This window comes from Stenotrophomonas maltophilia (assembly GCF_047497515.2).
Lineage (GTDB): Bacteria > Pseudomonadota > Gammaproteobacteria > Xanthomonadales > Xanthomonadaceae > Stenotrophomonas.
Map to the genome: position 1 here is coordinate 8461 of NZ_JAXAXL020000010.1, position 18892 is coordinate 27352.

The following is an 18892-nucleotide window of genomic DNA, read 5'->3' on the forward strand; positions in this document are numbered from 1 at the left end:
GCAGATAGCACAGCAGCAGGGCCGGCACTACCAGAAAGCAGAGCGCCGCCACGGAGGGCGGCGCCGGAGGCGCTTATTCGCCGATGTGCTGCTTCAGCCAGGCATTGACGGTGTCATGCCACAGGATGCTGTTGTTCGGCTTCAGCACCCAGTGGTTCTCATCCGGGAAGTACAGGAACTTCGATTCGATGCCCTGGCGCTGGGCAGCGGTGAACGCGGCCAGGCCCTGCTCGACCGGAATGCGGAAGTCCTGCTGGCCGTGGATGACCAGGATCGGCTTCTTCCAGTCCGCCACATGATTGACCGGGTTGAACTTCTCGTAGTTCGCCGCCTTCTGGTACGGGGTGCCGCCCTGCTCCCACTCGGTGAACCACAGTTCTTCGGTGGCGTAGCCCATCATGCGCTGGTCGAACACGCCGTCATGGTTGACCAGGCACTTGAACGGGCTGTTCCAGTTGCCGGCGATCCAGTTGACCATGAAGCCGCCGTAGCTCGCGCCCAGCGCGCAGGCCTTGTCGCCGTTGAGGAAGGAATACTTCTTCAGCGCTGCGTCCCAGCCCTTCTGCAGGTCTTCCAGCGGGCGGTCGCCCCAGTGCTGGCTGATCGCGTCGGTGAAGGCCTGGCCGTAGCCGGTGGAGCCGTGGAAGTCGATCATCACCACGGCGTAGCCCTGGCCCGCATAGGTCTGCGGATTCCAGCGGTAGCTCCAGCCGTTGCCGAAGCTGCCCTGCGGGCCACCGTGGATGAGGAACGCGACCGGATAGGACTTGCCTTCCTGGTAGTTGTGCGGCTTGACCACGTAGCCGTGCACGGTGTCGTTGTTCCAGCCCTTGAACTCGAACTGCTCGTAGTCGCCGAAGGACACGTCCTTCAGCACGTCGCCAGCGGCCGGGGTCAGCGCGCGCAGCTCGCCGATCGGCTGGCCCGCGGCCGGCAGCAGGCCGACCAGCACCTGGTCGTTGCTCTTCAGGCTGTTGCGGGTGATCGCCACGCTGTTGCCGGCCACGTCGACCGCGGTCACGCTGCCGTCGCCGATCAGCTTGGTGGCCTTGCCGCTGGCCACGTCGATCTGGAACAGCGGATGCTCGCCCAGGTCATCGGCGGTGGTGTAGATGCTGGCGCCGTCGGCGGACAGGGTGATGCCACCGGCCGAGCGATCCCACTGCGGGGCGATCTCGCGGGTCTTGCCGCTGGCCAGGTCCATCGCCATCAGGCCGAAGCGGTCGGCCTCGAAGCCCGGGCGCTTCATCGCGCGGTAGAACAGGGTCTTGCCGTCGGCGCTGAACACCGGGCCGGCATCCCAGGCCGGGTTGGCGGCGGTCAGGTTGACCGGCGCCTGCTTGCCGGCGGCATCGAAGCGGTACAGGTCGAAGTTGGTCGACCACGGCTCCTGCTTGCCGGCCACGCGGATGCTGGCCACCACGCTGGCGCCATCCGGCGACCACACGAAATCATCGTTGCCGCCGAACGGCTTGGACGGCGCATCACCATCGATGGTGGCGCTCAGCGCCGAAGCGCCCTTGACCGGGCCGGCCTTTGCGGCCGGCAGCGGCGCCACGAACAGGGTGTTGCGGCGGCCGTCGTTCCAGGTATCCCAATGGCGCACGAACAGCGAATCGAAGACCTTGCCGCTGGCCTTGGCGTCCTTGTTGTCCTTGAGCTTCTTCTCGGTGCAGGCCAGGTCCGAGGCGCACGCCTGGAACACGCCCGCGCTGAACAGCACGCGGTCGTCCTGCGGCGACACGTGGTAGCTGTCCACGTCGACCGCGAAGTCGGTCAGCTGGCGCGGCGCGCCGCCGCTGAGCGGCTGCGCGTACAGCTGCTGGCTGCCGTTCTTGGCACTGAGGAAGTACACGGTCTGGCCGTCAGCCGACAGCGAGGCCGAATTGACGCTCCAGCCGGCCGGGGTGATCTGCTGCGGCGGGGCCGCATCGCGGGTGCGCAGGTTACGCGCGAACAGCGCGGTGGAGGCCTTCAGGTTGGCATCGACGCTGCGCTTGGCGAACACCACGGTGCCGCCGTCAGCGGTCAGTACCGGCGCGGAAACGCGGTCCATCGCCACCATGTCGCGGACTTCCAGGCCACGGGCAGCGGCAACGCTGGGCAGGGCGGCCAGCAGGCTCAGTGGCAGCAGGGCATGACGCAGTTTCATCGGGGTCTCCGCAGGACGGCAAAAAACCGATGGTAGGCCCGTGCGGCCGGGGCTGCCAAGGCCATCGGTCATGGCCGCGACGGGGGACGGCCCCGCCGCCAGAAAAAGCAAACCGCGCCGTAGCGCGGTCTGCGGTAGTGCCGGCCGCTGGCCGGCAACCATGGGATCTCACAACGTTCCGGCGTTGCCGGCCAGCGGCCGGCACTACCCATCAAACCTGGGGTCAGAGCCCTTCCCGTTGGGAAGGGATCCGACCCCGTGCATTACGCCACGGCGCGCTTGCCGGTGCGGTAGATCAGCCAGCCGACCAGGAACAGCACGGCCAGGCCGATCCACTGTGCGCCCGGCAGGTGGAACGGCACGGCCAGCACGTCAGCGCGGCTGCTGACCACGATCGGCACCGCGATGGCGATGCCCATCAGCGCTTCGCCGGTGATCAGGCCCGCAGCGAACAGCACGCCCGGCTTGTGCACGCGGTCGCGGCCTTCTTCGCCATCGGCGCGCACCTTGTGGAAACGCTCGACCAGGTAGGCAATCAGGCCACCGAGGAAGATCGGCACCATCAGCTCCAGCGGCAGGTAGATACCGATGGCGGCGGCCAGCACCGGCACGCGGAAACGGGCGTTGCGCGACTTCAGCCAGCTGTCGAAGGCGATGATCGCGGCGCCGACCACGGCACCGATGCCGATGAAGGTCCACGGCAGCTCGCCACCAAACAGGCCCTTGGCCACCGAGGCCATCAGGTTGGCCTGCGGCGCGGCCAACGCGTTCGGGTGCAGTTCGGACTTCACGCCGATGCCGTAGGCGGTGGCCAGCAGGTTCAGCACCGGGGCCATGATCAGCGCGCACGAGAACGCACCGATGCCCAGCATCAGCTGCTGCTTCCACGGGGTGGCACCGACGATGTAGCCGGCCTTGAGGTCCTGCAGGTTGTCACCGCCCACTGCGGCGGCACAGCACACCACCGCGCCGATCATGATCGCGGCCACCGCACCCAGCGGCGCGCCACCGGCACCGACCGGCTTGAGGCCGTCGGCGCCCAGCAGCACCACCAGCACCGCCGAAGCGAACAGGATGGTGGAGATGGTGATGCCCGAGACCGGGTTGTTGGACGAACCGATCAGGCCGGCCAGATAGGCCGAGACGGAGACGAACAGGAAGCCGGCGACGATCATGATGAGGGTCATCGGGATCGACACATGCCACTGGCCGACGATGGCCTGGTACAGGGCCAGCAGCGGCAGCACGAAGGCCACCAGGGCCACCAGCATCCACTTCATCGGCAGGTCGCGCTCGGTGTGCGCCAGCACCGGGCCACCGCTCTTGCGCGCGGCGGCAAAACCGCTCTTGACGCCATTGAGCAGCGACTTGCGCAGCGAGATCAGGGTCCAGATGCCACCGATCAGCATCGCGCCGACGCCCAGGTAGCGCATCTTCGCGCCCCAGATGGCGAACGCCGCCTCGGTGGACGAAGCTGCAGCAACCGACGCGGCCAGCGCCGGATCGGTGTTCATGAAGAACGCCTGGTAGATCGGAATGGCGATGTGCCAGGTCAGGATCGAACCGGACACCACCACGATACCGACGTTGAGGCCGACGATGTAGCCCACGCCCAGCAGCGCCGGCGACAGGTTGGTGCCGATGAAGGCAGTGACCTTGGAGCTGCCGACGTAGGCCGAGGTGGCCCAGGCATCGGGAATCAGGCGCAGGCCGCTTTCGGCGGCCAGCTTGACGAAGGCACCAATCACCGCCGACAAGCCGAGGATCTTCAGGCCCGGGCCGGGGTTTTCACCGGCCTTGAGCACTTCGGCGGCGGCCTTGCCTTCCGGGAACGGCAGCGGGTCTTCGACGATCATCGAACGGCGCAGCGGCACCGAGAACAGCACGCCCAGCAGGCCGCCCAGGCCGGCGATGCCCAGCACCCACCAGTACTTGAAGTCGGGCCAGTAGCCCATGATCACCAGCGCGGGGATGGTGAAGATCACACCGGCGGCGATCGACGAACCGGCCGAAGCACCGGTCTGCACGATGTTGTTCTCGAGGATGGAGCCACCGCCCAGCAGGCGCAGCACGCCCATGGAAATCACCGCGGCGGGAATGGCGGTGGCGATGGTCAGGCCTGCGAACAGACCGAGGTAGGCGTTTGCGGCCGACAGCACCACCGCCAGCACGATGGCCAGGGCCACTGCGCGGAAGGTGAGCTGCTTGGGCGCAGCGTCGTGGTTCATGGAAGCCCCTGCTGGCAAAAAATCCCTTGCACGCTAGCGTTCGGGGGGCGTCACGTCCAGTGCGGTTCGGGAGGTTGCGGGCGGGCCGTGAGTGAGATAGTCGTTTTTGGCCAAACTCGGTCAACGTATCGGGCGCATCGGGCATATCCCACGGGAGCTTCAGGGACCAACGGCTCCCTTGCCCTGCATGGACCGAGGCCAGCCATCGCTGCAGTGTTCCAGGCAGTGCAGTTTGAAACATCCCAACGCCGCGTGCATCGTCACCACGGCCCACATGAATGACGCTGGCTTGGCCTATGAACAACGCGCTGCGGATTGTCCCGATCAAATCGCTGGTGATAGCCATCGTGGCCTGCTTCTGCCTGATGCCACTCTGTGATCACGCATCTGCCTGGAGTCGCATAGGCGCCGTCGAGGTCACCGACCACGCCGGGAAGCCCTGTTTCGGGCTTCCCAAGAAAGAGCGCAAGCGTATCGGTGAGACTCCACAGGTGTTTGGTGTGGAGGTGCATGACGCGATTACTCCACCGCTGCGGCGGCTATGGTCTTTCGACTTCCCCTATCCCGCGTCACTCCCGCTTCCCCCCGGAGCCTGCGTGCTCTATGGAGAAGTGCCAGCGAATGCCGTTGCAATTCAAACGGCAATGCCGCTGGAGCCAGGACGCCTGTACGACGTCTCGATGTCGGCCACCAGGGCCGGCGCCACCCGGTTCTACAACGCCCGATTCTGCGTGAAGGCAAACGCCGACGGGAGCCTGCGGGCGATCCAGGTCCGCTACGACGACGCTCTGGGCTGGAGTCCCGCGGTCTGCCTGCCCTGAGCTGATGGACGTGCTCGTCGGCACCTCTCGGCGCATACTGGAAGCCCGATATTGTTATGTTATATCCTGCCACGCCGGCCGAGCATCGCACGTGGCTCCCTCCCCCTCTCCCCGCCTGGCCTCCATCGACCAGCTGCGCGGCACCGTGATGCTGCTGATGCTGCTCGACCACGTGCGCGAGACCTTCTTCCTGCAGCACCAGGTCAGCGACCCGATGGATGCGGCCAGCGTGTCCCCTGCCCTGTTTGCCTGCCGCCTGCTTGCGCATCTGTGCGCCCCGGTGTTCGTGCTGCTCACCGGCCTGTCGGCGTGGCTGTACGGCCAACGCCAGGCCGACCCCCGCCGCGCCATCGCCGCCTTCCTGCTCAAGCGCGGCCTGTTCCTGGTGGTGCTGGAACTGACCCTGGTCAACTTCGCCTGGACCTTCCAGTTCCCGCCGGACACGCTGTACCTGCAGGTGATCTGGGCCATCGGCCTGAGCATGATCGCGCTGGCCGGCCTGCTGTGGCTGCCGCGCCCGGCGCTGCTGGTGCTGGGCGTGCTGCTGGTGGCCGGCCACAACCTGTTCGATGGCGTGCGCGTGGAAGGCGACGGCCTGCTGGCGGTGTTGTGGAAAGTGCTTCACCAGCGTGACTGGATCGAGGCCGGCGCGTTGCGCCTGCGCACGTCGTACCCTGTGCTGCCGTGGATCGGGGTGATCGCACTGGGCTACCTGATGGGGCCATGGTTCGCCCGCGACCGCGATCCGACGCAGCGCCAGCGCTGGCTGCTGTGGGCAGGCTTCGGCATGCTGGCCCTGTTCGCGCTGCTGCGGTTCGCCAACCAGTATGGGGATGCCCCGTGGCAGTACCAGACCAGCACGCTGCGTACGTGGATGAGCGTGTTCAACATCACCAAGTATCCGCCGTCATTGCAGTTCCTGCTGCTCACCCTGGGCGTGGGCCTGTTGCTGCTGCGCCTGTACGAATGGCCGCCGGTGGCCCGCGCCCTGCGCCCGCTGGCCGACATCGGTGCTGCGCCGATGTTCTTCTACCTCCTGCACCTGTATGTGCTGAAGCTGCTGTACGTGGCTGCGCTGGCCACGTGGGGGCCCACCCACGGCAGCCTGTACGCGCTGGATTCGGTGGCCGGCCTGCTGCTGGTGGCCTGCGCGCTGGCGGTGGCGATGTATCCGCCGACGCTGCTGTTCGGCCGGTTCAAGGCCCGCCGCCGCGACCTGGCTTGGCTGCGCTACCTGTAGCCCGTCAATCGGGCGGCCATCCACGCATGGTGTGGATCTACTGAAGGCTGGCGGGGCGCTACCGGGCGCGGGCGCGGCTGCAGGCCTATAATCGCGCCCTTTCCGCTGTTCCCGCCGTCGATGACCGTTGCCGCTACCGCCTCCGACGACTTCCTGGGCCATCCCAAGGGCGTCTACGTCTGCTTCTTCACCGAGATGTGGGAGCGCTTCTCCTTCTACGGCATGAAGGCGCTGCTGCTGCTGTACCTGACCAAGTACCACCTGTTCGGCGACAAGGCCGGGCTGGACCTGCTCGGCGCCTACGGCGGGCTGGTGTACTGCATCCCGGTGTTCGGCGGCATGCTGGCCGACCGCTGGCTGGGCATGCGCCGGGCGGTGCTGTTCGGCGGCATCCTGCTGGTGCTCGGCCACCTGGGCATGGCCTTCGAAGGCCACGCGGCGTACCGGGTGAACGGCGAAGTGGTGCGTGACACCTCGGCGCTGGCGGTGACGTATCTGTCGCTGGCGCTGATCATCATGGGCGTGGGCTTCCTGAAGCCGAACATCTCCACCATCGTCGGCAAGCTCTACCCGCAGGACGATCCGCGCCGCGATTCGGGCTTCTCGCTGTTCTACGCCGGCATCAATCTGGGCGCGCTGTTCTCCTCGCTGGTGTGCGGCTTCCTCGGTGAGGCGTACGGCTGGAAGTACGGCTTCGGCGCCGCCGGCATCGGCATGCTGGCCGGCCTGGCGATGTTCCTGTGGGGCCAGAGATACCTGCAGGGCCATGCCGAACCACCGCAGCCGGCTGCGCTGAAGCAGAAGGTGCTGGGCCTGCCGCGCGAATGGCTCATCTATCTGTGCGCGGTGCTCGGCGTGCTGCCGGTGGCGTGGTTGATGTGGGCCGCCGGCAACGGCGCGTTCGCGCTGGGCGGTGAAATCAGCCTGGCACTGATGCTGATGCTGGTGGTGCTGGGCGGCGTACTGGTCTGGTTCGCCTGGTTCACCGGCACGAAATGCACGCCAGTGCAGCGCCAGCAGATGATCGCGCTGATGGTGCTGATCTTCATGGCGCTGGTGTTCTTCACGATGTACGAGCAGTCGTATGGCTCGTGGGTGACCTTCACCGACCGCCTGCTGACCAAGGACATCGTGCCGTCGCTGGTGATCACCGGCGGTACCCCGCTGCCCTGGTCGATCATTTCGCTGCTGCTGGCGCCGCTGGGCTTCGTGGTCAGCGCGCGACTGTCCGAGCGTCGTCCGGGGTCGTCCGCGCCACGCACCTTCTTCGCCGCCATCGTGGTGCTGATGCTGGTGCTGCTGGTGCGTGACTGCCTGGTGATCCCGCAGACCGCCGGTTCGCTCACCTATCTTGGCGGCCTGTTCCTGGTGCTGCTGGCGCCTGCCTTCGCCGCACTGTGGACCTGGATGGACCGCCGCGGCTGGGAGCCGGGCAAGCCGGTGAAGTCGGCATGGGGCCTGGTGATCGGTGCGCTGTCGTTCGTGCCGTTGGCGCTGGCGGCGCAGCAGGTGGGCGCCACGGGCGAGATGGCCAGCGTGTGGTGGCTGGTGTTGGCGTACTTCCTGCTGGCCAGCGGCGAGATGTGCCTGTCGCCGGTCGGCCTGTCCGCGGTGACCCAACTGGCCGTGCCGCGGGTGATGAGCCTGATGATGGGCACCTGGTTCCTGGCCACTGCATTCTCGGAAACACTGGCCGCGCTGTTCGGCAAACTGGCCGCGATCGAGGTGCCGGAAGGCGAATCGCTGGACATGGTGGCCGCGGCCGGTGCCTACGCGCACCTGTTCTGGCTGCTGATGTGGATCGGCCTGGGCTGCGCGTTGGCGGCCTTCATCGCCGCGCCGCTGCTGAAGCGGATGATGCACGGGGTGAAGTGAGGCCGCGCGCATGTGGAAAACGGGGGCGGCGGACCGATCATCCGTCGCCCTGCCAGTTCACGGCGCCTTGTCCTTTCCGGCTGCAACTGCGCCCGTCGCGGTCTTGCCACCCAGGCTGCGCGACAGGAACGCCAGCAGCCTGCCGTAATACTCGCGGCGATGGGCCTCGGTGTAGAAACCGTGGCCCTCGGTCCTGTAGTACAGGCTTTCCACCGGCGTACCGGCGCGCTTGAGTGCCGCTTCCATGCGCTCGGTGTGCTCGGCAGGCGCGCGCCGGTCTTCGCCACCAGCCGCCAGGAACACCGGAACCTTGATCCGCTCGGCCAGGTTCACTGGCGAGAACTCGCCCAGCTTGGCCGGATCACCCAGCCACTCACGCAGGTAGCTCATCCCTGAATCGCGGCCCTGGATGTCGCCTCCGGTAAACATCAGCGGCAGGTCGTAGACACCCACATAGCCGGCCGCACACTGGTACAACCCCGGCTCGCGGGCAGCGCCCATCATCGCCGAGTAGGCACCGTAGCTGGCGCCATAGATGCAGATGCGCCGGGCATCGGCGATGCCTTCGCTGATCGCCCAGCGCGTGGCGTCGGTCACGTCGTCCTGCATCGTGCCACCCCATTGTTTCAGTGCGGCCCGGCTGTGGGCACGGCCGTAGTTTCCCGAGCCACGAAAATTGATCTGCAGCACCGCGTAGCCGGCAGCGGCCAACAGCTGGTTCTCGTGATCGAAACTACCATTGTCGAATATTCCGATCGGCCCACCATGCGGCACCACCACCATCGGCAGGTCACGGCCGGTACTGCCATGCGGCAACGTCAGGAATCCATGGAGGTCCAACCCGTCGCGCGCCTTCAGCAGGACCGGCCGCACCGAAGCGGTGGTATCCGGGTCGAACCACTCGCTGCGTGCCATCAGGAAGCGCGCCTGGTTGCGGTCGTGGTCGTAAAGGTAGAACTCGCCCGGATTGGAACCGGATCCGGTTTCCACCAGCAGGCGGCGGCCGTCGCGGGTGCTGGAGGTAATGAACACTGCACGGCCAGGGAAGGCCGCTTCCAGACTGCGGTACAACCGCGCCTCCTCGGAGCTCTCGTCGAAGAACCGGGTACGCGGTGTGTTTCCCAGGAACAGCGCGCCGACCGGCACGGTGCTGCCCGGACGGTGGATCAGTCGCGCCGGATCGACGACATCGTCGCGCAGCACGACCTTGCGCTCCTGCGTCGCCGGGTTCCAGCTGACGATGGCATCGGGGCCACTGGCCTGCTCGCTGAGCAGGTAGGCCAGCTGGCCGTCGGCGGAAAAACCCAGTGCCGCTTCGCTGCGACCACTGCGTTTCTCATCATTGATCAGCACCCAGTCGCCACCGTTGCGATGGTAGAGCCGACGGAAATTGTCGGTACCAGCGCCTTGTACGAAACGTACGTCGCCTCGGGCATCCACCACATAGGACGCACCGGGCATCGGCGCACGGGCCAGCAATCGCTGCTTGCCGCTTGCCAGTTCAAGCTGGGCCGCATAGCCATTGGCATCCAGCCGCGATCCACCCACTGCGATGACCACGTGGGCATCGTCGCCCGGCATGGCGTCACTGAGGAACGCTGCAGCCGACGTCCGGTACTTGGGCCGCACGCGCAGGCCGAGATCGCGGTAGCCCACCAGCAGCTCCGGGCGTCCGGTGCGCGCATCCAGAGTCAGCAGCTCGCCGGTGGCCCAGGGCGCATCACGGGTGCCGAACTTCTGCGCCAATCCGAACATCACCTGATCGTTGTTGACCCAGTGCATGTCGAAGACATGCGAATTGAGTGGCGGCCGCAGGTTGCCCACCGGCGTATTGTCATCCGTACGCAGGATGATCACGGCGGTGAAGCCGTCGCCGGGCACGGTTGCCGCCAGGTAATCGCCCCCGGGAGACAGCAGGACATCGCCGAACTTGTCCGCCCGCACGTAGGCGCCCAGATCGATCGCAGCAGCAGTTCCACACCATAGTCCCGCCACGATGAGGGCGGCCAGCCAGCGCTTGTGCATCCTTCTCTCCCCTGCCTGGACCCCTTGTCCCGGCTGGCCGATTCTAGGCAGGCCGGCGCACGATCCGCCAGTGGCCCACAAAAAACGACGGCACCGTTGCCGGTGCCGTCGTTACCACTACCTTGGAGAGAGAGTCAGGACGTGGGTTCGGGGAGCGTGCGCCGGGTCAGTGGACCCCGCGCACCGCCAACGTGAGGGCCAGGATGCTGAGGATCACCGCGATGGTGCCGTCCAGTACGCGCCAGGTGCTGGGCTTGGTGAACAACGGCGCCAGCAGGCGCGCACCGAGTCCCTGCGCGGTCAGCCACAGGCAGCTGGCGGTGACCACGCCGGCCGCGAAGGCCATGCGGGCATTGCCGAAGTTTTCGGCGATCGAACCGATCACCATCATGTCCAGCCAGAAATGCGGGTTGATCAGCGAGAAACCGACCGCGGCCATCAGCACCGCACGGCGGCTGCCGTCATCGCTGTCGGCCTCGCCCATGCCACCGCCACCGGCGATCGCGCGGCGCGCCGACTTCATCGCATACCAGGCCAGGAACGCTACGCCGGTCCACAACACGGCAGTGGTCAGCCACGGCAACGCCGAGGTGAGCGTGCGCAGGCCGGCGACGCTGGCGAAGATGAAGATGGCATCGATGGCCGCGCAGGTGGCGACCACCGGCACGATGTGCTTGCGCAGGATGCCCTGGCGCAGGATGAAGGCACTCTGGGCCCCGACCACGGCGAACAGGCCGATGCCGGTAGCTGCACCAGAGAACCAGGCACCGAGGCCGGTGCTGGCGGAGATGACCGAGAACATGGGAGTGACTGCCTTGTATTACTTGGGGGGGGCGGTGCCTCGCGAAGGCGGACAGCACCGGAACGGGCGCCATTGTCGCGCCGCAACATGAAAAAGACGAGCTAAACTTCCTAAACCAACATTAGCGGAGCTTAATTCGATGCGTATCGACCATGCCCAGCTGCGCGCCTTGGCTGCGGTGATCCGCGAAGGCAGCTTCGACCGCGCCGCGCAGTCGCTCAATGTCACTCCCTCGGCCATCTCGCAACGGGTCAAGGCGCTGGAAGACCGGGTCGGGCGCCTGCTGGTCAAGCGCGGCACCCCGGCCACCGCTACCACCGAAGGCCAGGTGCTGGTGCAGCTGGCCGAGCAGACCGCCCTGCTCGAACACGATGCGCTGCACCGGATGGGCCTGGCCGACGAGGACCTGCCCCAGGCCAGCATCCCGGTGGCGGTGAACCATGACAGCCTGGAAACCTGGTTTCCGCAGGCTGCCTCGCAGTTCGCGCAGAGCACCGGCACCACCCTGGACCTGCGCGTGGAGGACCAGGACCACACCGTGGAGCTGTTGCGCCAGGGCACCGTGCTGGGCGCGGTGACCACGCTGGACGAACCGGTGCAGGGCTGTCAGATCCACGCGCTGGGCAGCATCCGCTACGCGGCGACCTGCACCCCCGAGTTCCGCGAGCGCCACTTCGCCAAGGGCGTGACCGCGCAGGCGCTGGCGCAGGCCCCGGTACTGGTGTTCAACCGCAAGGACGACATGCAGTCGCGCTTTGCCCGGCGCATGGCCGGCGACGACCTGCCCAGCACCGCCCCGACCTGGTGGATTCCCTCCACCCGTGCCTTCGTGCAGGCCAACCTGGGCGGCATGGGCTGGACGATGAACCCGTTGCCGCTGGTCAAGCGGCACCTGGATGCGGGCCGCCTGGTCTACGTGCGGCAGCGCGCGTGGGAGGACGTGCCGCTGTACTGGCAGCACTGGAAGGGCGACGTGCAGACCATGGCCCTGCTGACCCGCGCGGTGCTGGACGCCTCCTCGGCGCTGATCCGGCGCAAGCGCTGAGCGACGCTCCATCCGATCTCCACGCAGCCTCCACACCGGCTCCATGCGCGATGCGGATACTGGCGGGCCGTTGACTGCAAGGACGCCCTGCATGCCTGTTTCCGTGCGCGATGCCCGACCCGACGATGCCGCCGCCTGCATCGACCTGCGCGGGCGTACCCGCGAGAACGCCTTCAATGCCGTGCAACTGGAGGCGTTGGGCATCACCGCGGAGAGCTGGGCCGCCGGCATCGCCGGTGGCGATTTCATCGGGCGCGTCGCCTGGGACGGCGAGCGCATGGCCGGTTACTGCTTCGCCGACCGCGACAGCGGTGAAGTGCTGGTGCTCGCCCTGTTGCCGGACTTCGAAGGCCGCGGGATCGGCCGCCAGCTGCTGCAGGAGGTGGTCAGCCTGACCCGCGATGCCGGGCACCAGCGCCTGTTCCTGGCCTGCTCTGCCGATCCGCGCTCGCGCTCGCACGGCTTCTACCGTCGACTGGGCTGGCGCCCTACCGGCGAGCTCGATGACGCCGGGGATGAAATCCTGGAACTGGCTTGATGCCCGCTGGCCCGGTTGTCGGCGCAACGGCCATTGCTCAGCGTGGCGTACTGCCGGCCGGGTCGGTGATATGCAGTTCGCTGCTGACGACGCGGGCCTGCCCGCCGCGCACACCGGGTGTCAGGTTGACGCTGAACACCGCCGACACGTCGATCGGGCGCAGGGCGAAACGGCTGATCTCCGAGGGCAGGATGCGCCACGGGAAGCGGAAGGACTGACCCGGCCGCAGCGTCTGCGGTGACTTCAGCAGGCGCGCATCGGGCGGATTGATGGCCAGCGATGTTTCCTTGCCGGAATGGCGATCCACCAGCTTCACGCTGGGCCCGCGCCGGCGGTAGAACTCGGCCGGCACCTGCACGTCTTCGCTGCCGGCATTGCGCAGTTCCAGTTCTACGCGGATGTCCTCGCCGAGGAAGTGGCAGCGGGCATTGTCGATGCAGCGCACGTGGAGTTCGATCATGGCGGGCGTTTCCTGGCTGAATGCGGTGAAAGGCATGGCGGCAAGCACAACGGCAAGCGACATCATGAGACGGTGCATGTGATCTCCCGGGCGATCTCGCGGGTCAGCAGTTCCTGTACCTCGCGTCCAATGTTGTAACAGTGGCGCGGCCGGGTCACGCTGCAGTCCACGCTGGACATGATGGTTGCCAGCGGGTCGCTGTCCTCGCGGAATTCCGGCGCCTGCACCTCTTCGGTATCCAGCGTACCGCTGGGCAGGAAGAACTTCACGATGGCATCGTTTTCCACGGCTGCATCATCGTATTCGTCCGGCAGGCCCAGGCAGTGCCCGTACTCATGCGCGTAGGTCCACGGCGTGGTGTCCACCGATGCATGGATGACGCTGCCACTGACCATCTCACGTTCGTAGACGTCGTGCAGCAGTACCGAGTAGTCCTGCCCGCTGTCGACGAAATCGATGTCATACCGGACGGGGAAGGCCCGCGTGCCGCACTGGGGATCGGCCACGGTGATCGTGAACTGGTTGTTCCAGTGCCGGTTGATTCCGTCGCGCAGGCGCTGCTTTGCCTCAGCCACCTGGGCGGCACTGACGCGCCCACGGGTAGTCACCCGGAAGCGGCTGGTCACCACGATGTCGCCCCCGCTCTTGAGTGGCACGTCGACGCGGAAGCTGGCGTGCAGTTCGTACTCGTACTGCGTTCCATCGGGCGCATAGGCCTCGAAGTAGCGTCCATCCGGCGACTGCGACACGTGGGTGGAATGATCCTTCACCCAGCACTGCGGTGCTTCGGTGCCCGGCGGCGCGAAGCCCGGTGTCTGCAGCTGCGGCTTCTTCAGCAACGCCGAGGCCACCGCCGCCACTGCCGCCACCGCCGCGCTGCTGCTGCCACCGCCACCGCCACCTCCGCCTCCGCCCGCCAAGTGGGCCCGCTGTTGCTTGCCGGCCATCAGCGCGCAACCACAGCTGGCCTTGTCGCCGTCGCGGGCGACCGGCTGGCCGTCGATGACCAGGGTGCTGTCACCGGTCACGATGGAGCCGGGCCCGTGCCGGGCACAGATCACCCGATCGCCGACGCGTGCCACGGCGCGGCCTTCGATATCGGTGTGCGGGGAACCTGTCAGTACCGAACCGCCCGTCTGCAGGGCGTCACCTACCACGATCAGCATCCGTGACATCGTCATTCGGCCCCTCCATGGCCGTGGCGTGCGTGGAACGAGCCGCCAAGTGTACCCGGACAGCTCCAGCGGCAGGATGATGCATTGCACAAAAACAGGACCGGTTCCGGTTAGAATCATCTCCAGGATGCTGCAAGGCGTTGTTTCTTCACGCCCTTTCCCTGCTCGATGCGCATCCTGAACTCCTCCCCTCCGCCAACGATCCCGCCCCCCATGAAGAAATTTGGCAAGGCCCTGCTCGCCCTGCTCGTGCTGCTGTTGCTGGCCGCCGCGCTGTTCCTGTACTGGCCGCTGACCCAGCGTTCGGTGCCCGCCGCCAGCAACGACAAGCCCGTCGACGTTGTGCTGGTCGGCGCCGGCATCATGAGCATCACTCTGGCCACCTACCTGCAGGAACTGCAGCCGGACTGGAACATCCAGGTCTACGAACGCCTCGACGGCGTTGCCGGTGAAAGCTCCGATGGCTGGAACAATGCCGGCACCGGCCACTCGGCCTTCGCCGAACTGAACTACACCCCGGAACTGCCCGACGGCAGCATCGAGACCAAGCGTGCGGTCGGCATCGCCGAGTCGTTCGAGGTCTCGCGCCAGTTCTGGTCGCACCAGGTGAAGGAAGGCCGGCTGAGCCAGCCCAGCGACTTCATCAACCCGACCCCGCACATGAGCTTCGTCTGGGGCGATGACAACATCGCTTACCTGCACAAGCGCCAGCAGGCCCTGGTGAAGAACCCGCTGTTCTACGGCATGCAGTACTCCGAAGATCCCAAGCAGATCCAGCAGTGGGCACCGTTGCTGATGGAAGGCCGTGATCCGAAGCAGAAGGTGGCCGCGACCTGGATGCCGCTCGGCACCGACGTCAACTTCGGCGTGATCACCCGCCAGCTGACCACCGGCCTGCAGCGCAGCCCGAACTTCAGCCTGCACCTGAACCACGAAGTGAGCGCGCTGCGGCAGAACGCCGACAAGAGCTGGAACGTGACGGTGAAGGACCTCAAGGCCGGCACCGAGACCACCACCCACGCCCGCTTCGTGTTCATCGGTGCCGGCGGTGCCGCGCTGAAGCTGCTGCAGATGTCGGGCATCCCGGAGTCGAAGGACTACGCCGGCTTCCCGGTCGGTGGCCAGTTCCTCGCTTTCCAGGGCCAGGACGTGACCTCGCGCCATGGCGTGAAGGCCTACGGCATGGCCGAAACCGGTTCGCCGCCGATGTCGGTGCCGCACCTGGATGCGCGCAAGCTGGACGGCAAGCCGGTGGTGCTGTTCGGGCCGTTCGCGCTGTACAGCACCAAGTTCCTCAAGCACGGCTCGTGGTGGGACCTGTATTCCTCGGTCACCCATAACAACGTCGGCCCGATGCTGGAAGTGGGCAAGGACAACCTGGACCTGGTGCAGTACCTGATGGGCCAGGCGCGCCTGAACGATGCCGACCGCCAGGCCGAACTGGTCAAGTATTTCCCCAACGCCAAGCCGGGCGACTGGAAGCTGGTTACCGCCGGCCAGCGCGTGCAGATCATCAAGCGCGACCCGCTGAAGGGCCCGGTGCTGCAGTTCGGTACCGAGATCGTGACCGACAAGGACCACACCCTCGCCGCCCTTCTTGGTGCTTCGCCGGGTGCCTCGACCTCGCCGCCGATCATGCTGGACCTGATGGCCAAGGCCTTCCCGGACCAGATGAAGGCCGGTTGGGAAGCGCGCCTGCGCGAGATCGTGCCGTCGTACGGGCGCAAGCTCAACGACAGCGCCGCGCTGACCAACGAGATCCGAACGCTGACCAGCCAGGCCCTGCACCTGCCGTACCTGGAAGTGCCGGTGGACGCCACAGCGGCAGCGCCTGCACCGGCCGCGGTTCCGACCCCGGCACCGGCCAAGGAAAAGCGCAACGCCAACGAGGAATTGCAGGCGCTGTAAGCCTGCACGCACCTGTCGCAGGACACGGACGGCCACCTTCGGGTGGCCGTTCGCGTTTGCGCGGATCGACATCCGCCGCCCGCTGCCATGCGCCGGAAAACCTGTGCACGCCGATGCGAATTGTAATGTTGTTAAGAATTATTTACATTTGCGCCCTGCGCAGTGACCGCGCCTCTCCCAGATGGACCTGCCGTGCCCGAAGCCGCCGCCCCGGGTGCTGGACGACTGTTGCCGCCCTTCCCCGCCTCCACGCTTCGAGCCCACCATGTCCCAGATCCGTATCCCCCTTCCGCGCCGCGCGCTGCTGCCGGCTGCCCTGCTGTCATCCCTCACCCTGCTGGCCTCCCCCGTGCTCGCCGCGACCGTTGCCGATGCGTCCGACGCCAAGACCCTGGACCGGGTCAGCGTCCGCGCCGAACAGTCCGCACCGCCGTCCAGCTCCACCCGCCTGCCGATCACCCTGCAGGAAACCCCGCAGTCGGCCACCGCGATCAGCCTGCAGCGCCTGCAGGACGAATCGCTGTTCAGCATCAACGACGTGATGCGTACCGTGCCCGGCGTCAGCGTGTCCTTCTATGACACCCAGCGCCCGCTCTACTACGCGCGCGGCTTTGCCATCACCGATTTCCAGGTCGACGGCATTCCCACCTACAGCGGTTCCACCAACCAGGAATACGACACCGCCTTCTACGACCGCATCGAAGTGATCCGCGGCGCCAACGGCCTGCTCAGCGGTGCGGGCGTGCCGTCGGCCACGGTCAACCTGCTGCGCAAGCGCCCGGGCAAGGAATTCGACGCATCGTTCTCGGTCAGTGCCGGCAGCTGGGACTACCGCCGCATGCAGGCGGACGTGACCGCGCCGCTCACCGATGATGGCCGCTTCCGCAGCCGGGTGGTGGCCGCCTACACCGATCGCGGGCTGTACTACGACCGCTACGACGAGACCAAGATGGCTGGCATGGCGGTGCTGGAAGGCGATGTCACCGACAGCACCACCCTCACCCTGGGTTACCAGAGCCAGGACAACAACCCGACCGGCTCGACCTGGGGTACCGTCGCGTTCTTCGACAACCAGGGCAACTTCGCCCATCTCGCGCGCTCGACCAACCTGTCGCCGAAGTGGAGCTACTGGAAGCGCGAGAGCAATACCGCCTTTGCCAATCTGGAACAGCGCTTCGGCGAGGACTGGCTGCTGAAGATCAACACCGCCTACACCCGTGGCAACGTACAGAACGTGCGCCTGTACGGCACCGGCTACCCGGACCCGAACTCCGGCGCGGGCATCTACCTGCGCGCTGCCGCTGGCGATTCCAAGGATACGCGCCGCAACGTCGACGCCTACCTGACCGGCACCTTCCCGCTGTTCGGCCGCGACCACGACCTGACCGTGGGGGCACAGTGGTCGGACCTGGAAGGCACCACCAATACCGTGGCGCTGAACTTCCCGGGCGACTGGGCGACCTGCGGGCGTGAGCGCTGCTACTACATCCCCAACGTGTACAACTGGGATGGCGACATTTCCGAGGTGACCTACACCCGCACCGGCGCGCGCCGCGTAGCCAAGACCACGCAGAGTGGCGTCTACCTGGCCACCCGCCTGCGCCTGGCCGATCCGCTGTCGCTGATTGCCGGTGCGCGCCTGAGCCGCTGGCAGACCCTCAGCCGCTCCTACAACGCGGCCGGCGCCTATACCGGCACCAGCGGCGCCTACAAGGTGAGCGATGAGGTCACCCCGTACGTGGGCCTGGTCTACGAGATCACCCCGAACGTCTCGGCGTATGCCAGCTACACCGAGATCTTCAACCCGCAGAACTACAAGGACCGCAACGAGAACCTGCTGGCGCCGGTGCAGGGCTCGAACCTGGAAGCGGGCATCAAGACCCAGTGGTTCGATGGCCGCCTGACCGCCAATGCCGCGGTGTTCGAGGCCAAGCAGGACAACTACGCGGTGCGTGACATGAGCGTGCCGGAAGGCACGCTGAGCGATGGCAGCTCGGCCTACATCGGCATCAACGGCACCAAGGCGCGCGGCTGGGAAATGGACGTCAACGGCGAAATCCTGCCGGGCTGGACGGTCAACGCCGGCTACACCCACGTCAAGGTGACCCGTGCCGCCACCGACCTGCTGTACGCCAACCCGCCCGAGAACCTGCTGCAGCTCAATACCCAGGTGCAGCTGCGCGGCGCGCTGGAACGCCTGAGCATCGGCGGCGGCCTGCAGTGGCAGAGCCGGGTGCAGGGCTACAACATCGCCTACCCGCTGGGTGGCACAGTGACGGTAAACCAGCCGGCGTACTCGCTGGTGCAGTTCAACGCCAACTACCGCATCAGCGACAACTGGACCGCGACGCTGAGCGTGCGCAACGCGCTGGACAAGACCTACTGGGCCAACCTGGACTACAACAACTTCGGCGAGCCGCGCTTCGTGGCAGCCAGCCTGCGCTGGAAGTTCTAAGCGACCCGCGAACCGGCGGGTGCCTGGTGGATGCCGACCGTCGGTCGGCACGCCCTCCACCACGACCCACGGTCGTGGCCTACCTGAATGGGCCCGCCTGCGCGCGGGCCCTTCTTTTTGCTGCGCTGCGGGTTGCACACCCCTCCATAATTATGTCGTAATTATCTC

The 18892-nt window shown here is 66.7% G+C and carries 13 protein-coding genes; 7 read left to right on the forward strand and 6 right to left on the reverse strand.

All coding sequences use genetic code 11. The features are described 5' to 3' along the window. Window positions 1-73: 73 nt before the first annotated feature. A complete protein-coding gene (locus tag ACMZPQ_RS14065; RefSeq protein ID WP_312646417.1) occupies window positions 74-2152 on the reverse strand; it encodes a prolyl oligopeptidase family serine peptidase in 2079 nt (692 codons plus the stop codon). A gap of 263 nt (window positions 2153-2415) precedes the next feature. Further along, window positions 2416-4380 carry an OPT family oligopeptide transporter gene (locus tag ACMZPQ_RS14070; RefSeq protein ID WP_414486179.1) on the reverse strand — a complete coding sequence of 655 codons (1965 nt, stop codon included), beginning with the start codon at window positions 4378-4380 and terminating at the stop codon, window positions 2416-2418. A 296-nt stretch (window positions 4381-4676) separates the two neighbouring features. On the opposite strand from ACMZPQ_RS14070, the gene ACMZPQ_RS14075 reads away from it, so the two are divergent. From ACMZPQ_RS14075 to ACMZPQ_RS14085, 3 genes are all read left to right on the forward strand, one after another. Continuing rightward, the gene (locus ACMZPQ_RS14075) at window positions 4677-5201 is read left to right on the forward strand and encodes a hypothetical protein (RefSeq protein WP_312646420.1); all 525 of its coding nucleotides are present in this window, start codon (window positions 4677-4679) and stop codon (window positions 5199-5201) included. A 91-nt stretch (window positions 5202-5292) separates the two neighbouring features. Then, window positions 5293-6441, forward strand: coding sequence for an acetyltransferase domain-containing protein (locus ACMZPQ_RS14080; protein ID WP_197582752.1), 1149 nt, complete (start codon window positions 5293-5295; stop codon window positions 6439-6441). A 120-nt stretch (window positions 6442-6561) separates the two neighbouring features. Then, complete coding sequence (locus ACMZPQ_RS14085; RefSeq protein ID WP_197582753.1) at window positions 6562-8316, forward strand: peptide MFS transporter; 1755 nt, start codon at window positions 6562-6564, stop codon at window positions 8314-8316. Between the two features lie 57 nt (window positions 8317-8373). Here ACMZPQ_RS14085 and ACMZPQ_RS14090 read toward each other — a convergent pair whose 3' ends face one another. Further along, on the reverse strand, window positions 8374-10341 hold the full coding sequence (locus ACMZPQ_RS14090; RefSeq protein WP_197582754.1) for a prolyl oligopeptidase family serine peptidase: 1968 nt from the start codon (window positions 10339-10341) through the stop codon (window positions 8374-8376). A 166-nt stretch (window positions 10342-10507) separates the two neighbouring features. Next, window positions 10508-11143 (reverse strand): LysE/ArgO family amino acid transporter, encoded by a 636-nt coding sequence (locus ACMZPQ_RS14095; RefSeq protein WP_005408523.1) that lies wholly within the window; start codon window positions 11141-11143, stop codon window positions 10508-10510. A 139-nt stretch (window positions 11144-11282) separates the two neighbouring features. Between ACMZPQ_RS14095 and ACMZPQ_RS14100 the strand changes: the two genes are divergently transcribed. Next, window positions 11283-12188 (forward strand): LysR family transcriptional regulator ArgP, encoded by a 906-nt coding sequence (locus ACMZPQ_RS14100; RefSeq protein ID WP_049457744.1) that lies wholly within the window; start codon window positions 11283-11285, stop codon window positions 12186-12188. Window positions 12189-12279: 91 nt separating this feature from the next. After that, window positions 12280-12726 (forward strand): GNAT family N-acetyltransferase, encoded by a 447-nt coding sequence (locus tag ACMZPQ_RS14105; protein ID WP_197582755.1) that lies wholly within the window; start codon window positions 12280-12282, stop codon window positions 12724-12726. Window positions 12727-12763: 37 nt separating this feature from the next. Here ACMZPQ_RS14105 and ACMZPQ_RS14110 read toward each other — a convergent pair whose 3' ends face one another. Both ACMZPQ_RS14110 and ACMZPQ_RS14115 read right to left on the reverse strand, forming a co-directional pair. After that, on the reverse strand, window positions 12764-13186 hold the full coding sequence (locus ACMZPQ_RS14110; protein ID WP_197582756.1) for a hypothetical protein: 423 nt from the start codon (window positions 13184-13186) through the stop codon (window positions 12764-12766). Window positions 13187-13248: 62 nt separating this feature from the next. Beyond that, window positions 13249-14367: a PAAR domain-containing protein gene (locus ACMZPQ_RS14115; protein ID WP_414486178.1), complete on the reverse strand. Its 1119-nt coding sequence runs from the start codon at window positions 14365-14367 to the stop codon at window positions 13249-13251. Window positions 14368-14574: 207 nt separating this feature from the next. Between ACMZPQ_RS14115 and mqo the strand changes: the two genes are divergently transcribed. After that, a complete protein-coding gene (gene mqo, locus ACMZPQ_RS14120) occupies window positions 14575-16269 on the forward strand; it encodes a malate dehydrogenase (quinone) (protein WP_197582758.1) in 1695 nt (564 codons plus the stop codon). 265 nt (window positions 16270-16534) lie between these two features. Next, window positions 16535-18724: a TonB-dependent siderophore receptor gene (locus ACMZPQ_RS14125; protein ID WP_197582759.1), complete on the forward strand. Its 2190-nt coding sequence runs from the start codon at window positions 16535-16537 to the stop codon at window positions 18722-18724. Window positions 18725-18892 lie beyond the last annotated feature (168 nt).